We start from the raw sequence: 3,784 nt of genomic DNA on the forward strand, positions 1-3,784 counted from the left end.
GTGCTCGGGTCGACCGCGGCGAGGAACTTCGCAGCGACCTCCTCCGGCGTGGCCATGCCGCCGTGGGTGGTCGCGTCCGTGTCCGCGGCGTCCTTCGCCGGCAGGGTCACGTGCGCTGCAGAGTTGTCCTTCGAGTTGTAGAGCCAGACGTCACTGCCGTTGCGCACGAGGTCGCGTTCGGCGAGGTTGTCGAGCACCTGCAGGCGGATGTTGTCCGGCCCGTTGAGGTAGACCCGCCCGGTGTGCGAGCCGGTCAGGAGTTCGAGCGCGGAGGCGGCGCCGGCGTTCCCGCTCGCGGTCGGCCCGGTCGTCGGCAACTCGGGCAGGCCGAGCTCCGAGGTCTGTTCGATGGTTCCGGAGAGCGCGTCGACGGTGCTGGTGCCGACGAGCGCGAGCACCTGCGCAGGCGTCTTGTCTGGCAGGTCTACGGCCGCCCCCGCGGTGAGGGGGACGGCGAGCGCGCCGACGGCGATGACGGCGGGGATGACGATGGCCGGAAGCCACTTCGTGAAGTTTCGGGGAGTCATGAGAACGACCCCTGAGTGTCGCGATTCATAGTCAGATCCTACGTCCGTCCGGCACGGCTCGCACGGCCGCGGGCAGGCAATCCGGGCGCGCTGGGCGAACTCCCAGCACGCCGCATCCGCTCACGGCGTGGGGGCGAGCGCGCGCAGGTCCTTCCGCAGGATCTTGCCGGACGTGGACTTGGGAATGACGTCGATGAACGCCACCTGCCGCACCTTCTTGTGCGGCGCCACCCGCTCGGCGACGAAGGTCATCACGTCCTCCGGCGTGAGCACGTGGCCGGGAAGCACGACGACGAAGGCCTTCGGCACCTCCTGGCCGTCGGCATCCACTGCTCCGACGACCGCGGCGTCCGCGATCGCGGGGTGGCTGAGCAGCAGGGCCTCGAGTTCGGCGGGCGCGACCTGGTAGCCCTTGTACTTGATCAGCTCCTTGAGGCGGTCGATGATCGTCACGTATCCCTCAGCGCTCACGGTCGCGATGTCGCCGGTGTGCAGGAAGCCGTCATCTTCGAGGATCTCCCGGGTCGCCTGCTCGTTGCCGAGGTAGCCGAGCATCACGTTCGGGCCGCGCACGAGCAGTTCGCCCGGTTCGCTCACCCCGACATCGGGAAGCGCGATGGCGAGCCCGGTCTCCGGGTCGACGAGCTTGCACTCGATGTTCGGGAGGGCGAGGCCGACGACGCCGTGCGGGATGTCATCGCGGCCCCGGGGCATCGCGTGCGAGATCGGGCTCAGCTCACTCATGCCGTAGCCCTGGCGCACCTGGCAGCCGAGGCGGTCGGCGACGGCGTGGGCGAGCGAGGCGTCGAGCGGCGCGGCGCCGGAGAACAGGGTCCGCAGGCTCGACAGGTCGTAGTCGTCCACGAGCGGATGCTTCGCAAGGGCCACGGCGATCGGCGGCGCGATGAACACGTAGGTGGCCCGGTAGTCCTGGATCAGCCGGAGGAATTCCGGGAGCTCGAAGCGGGCCATCGTGATGACCGTCTCGCGGGCCGCGAGGGCGATGTTGAGCAGCACCGTCATCCCGTAGATGTGGAAGAACGGCAGGACGGCGAGAACGCGGTCGTCCGGGGTGCCCTCGAGCACCGGAATCGCCTGGGCGACGTTGGCCACGAGGTTGCGGTGGGTGAGGATGACACCCTTCGGCCTGCCGGTGGTTCCGGAGGAATAGGGCAGCACGGCGACGTGGGTTGCCGGGTCGAACACCACGACCGGCGCGGGGTGACCCTCCAGGATGAGGTCGGCGAGGGACAGTCGCGAGCCGTCGTGATCGAGCAGGGCCACGGCATCCGCCGCCAGGCCGGCGAGCGTGGCCGCCTCGCTCGCCTGGGGCAGGAACGGTGTGACGGTGAAGAGCAGCCTTGCCTGCGAGTCGCGCAGCTGGGAGGCGATCTCGGCGGCGCCGTAGAGGGAGTTGATGGTCGTCGCGGTCGCGCCGGCACGGAGGATGCCGTGGAACATGATCGCGAAGGCTGTCGAGTTCGGGGCGTGCAGGGCGACGACGTCTCCGAGGCCGATTCCCCGGGCAAAGAGGGCGCCGGCAACGGCGTCGATGCCGGCAAGGAGCTCGCGGTAGCTCGTCGACAGGCCGGTGGCCGCGTCGATCATGGCGGTGCGGTCCCTGTCCTCCTCGGTGATCGAGCCGAACAGGTAGTCGTAGACGCTGAGGTCGGGGATCTCGACGTCGGGGTGCGTGCTGGCGATGATCATCGGTATCTCCTTCGATACGGTGTGCGAGCGGGGCAGGGTACTGGGCAGGTATATGTCGGGACTGGCATGGAGCGACTCAGGCATATCGAAGCCAGGCATATACCCGGTCGAGAGTCATGCCCGGAAGGCCGAAAGGAGGATCGCGGGCGTCTTCCACCAGGACGGCCGGCTGACGAATTCGGTCAGGAGTCGGCTGGTCTTCGGCGCGCTCCGCGCGCTGACGAACCACGGCGGCTTCGGGAAGAGCGCGAATTCGCCGTGCCAGACCGAACGGGGGAAGGGCCGGAACGGACCGCGGACGATGGTGCGTTCGGTGTCGGCGAGCAGGAGCGCGTTGTGCACAACGCCGATGCCGCTCTGCACGTCGGTGAGCGAGTGGCCGGGGAAGGCCCCCCACGGCGCTGCCGCGGTGAGGAACCCCACGCCTGTCCAGGCGTTGACGGCGATCGTGCCGTAGCGCAGGCGCTCGAGCGCAGCGGTGAACCCCGTGCCGAGCCGGCGGATCGTGGCCGGGGTGCCGAGGATGTTCGCGCCGAGGGTGCCGAGGAAGTCCTCGTTTGCCGCGGTGACCGCGGCGTCGAGGAAGGCCTGTCCGGTCCCGTCGAGTTCGATGACGCCGAGCACGGGAGCGAAGGCCTCGACGCCGATGAGCGCGGCTGGGTCTGCCGTGCCCGCCTCGATCAGCAGACGACCGCCGTCCGGGCCGAGCCGGGTGGCCTCGGGGTAGGCGGCGAGCGCGGCGTGTACCCGGGCGTCGCTGCCCGGGTACCAGGGCGGCCGTGCGGGCGCCGCGGCCAGGGCCGCCCGGAGCGCCGCGAGGAATTCCGCCTTCTGCGGCCATTCGCGGCTGAGCACGACCACCTGACCGGCGATGCAGTTGTAGCCGCCGTTGTGCAGGCGCTGGGTGGCCACGTGCTCGGCCTGGAAGATCACGTCCCGTCGACTCCATTTCCCGGGGAGGACGATGATCGGCGCGACCCCGCCGAGCTCGCTCGTGATGGGCTTCTGCAGCAGCGGGGTGCCGGCGGCGCGCCGGGCGCGGCCCTCTGCGCCCGGGCCGAAGACGACGACATCGTGGGTCGCCGCACTTCCGGTGATGTGCACGTGGCTTACGCCCTCGTGGTGGGCGAGGTACCCTCCGACCGCCGCGCCGCCCGAGACGATCGAGAGCAGTCCCGCCTCGATGAGGGGGGCGAAGGCATCCGTGTAGACCGGAGAGAGGGCGTCGAGCACGGGATTGAGTTTGAGCACCGAGACCCGGTTGTGCGCGATCAGCTCGTAGAGCACGTCGAGCGGCGGGATCGACGTGATGTTGCCGGCTCCCAGCACGAGACCGACTCCCCCGGTGCTGGACGGATGCCGCTGGCCGAGCCCGGCACGCGAGCGCGCCTCCTCCTCGGTCACGCCCGGCCTGAGCCAGGCCTCAGCGGAGAACCCGTGCAGCAGGAGCGCCTCGAAGGGAGTGCCCGGGAGCACGGGATTGAGTTTGAGCACCGAGACCCGGTTGTGCGCGATCAGCTCGTAGAGCACGTCGAGCGGCGGGATCG

The 3,784-nt window shown here is 70.0% G+C and carries 2 protein-coding genes and 1 pseudogene; all 3 read right to left on the reverse strand.

What is annotated here, in order from left to right:
* Positions 1–527: pseudogene (locus QN345_RS16690) on the reverse strand (hypothetical protein); the annotation flags it as partial.
* A gap of 120 nt (positions 528–647) precedes the next feature.
* On the reverse strand, positions 648–2,234 hold the full coding sequence (locus QN345_RS16695; RefSeq protein ID WP_416173118.1) for an AMP-binding protein: 1,587 nt from the start codon (positions 2,232–2,234) through the stop codon (positions 648–650).
* A gap of 117 nt (positions 2,235–2,351) precedes the next feature.
* The coding region (locus QN345_RS16700) for an aldehyde dehydrogenase family protein (protein WP_323508913.1) at positions 2,352–3,784 on the reverse strand (1,433 nt) is incomplete at its 5' end.

The organism is Cryobacterium sp. 10I1 (assembly GCF_035019805.1).
Lineage (GTDB): Bacteria > Actinomycetota > Actinomycetes > Actinomycetales > Microbacteriaceae > Cryobacterium > Cryobacterium glucosi.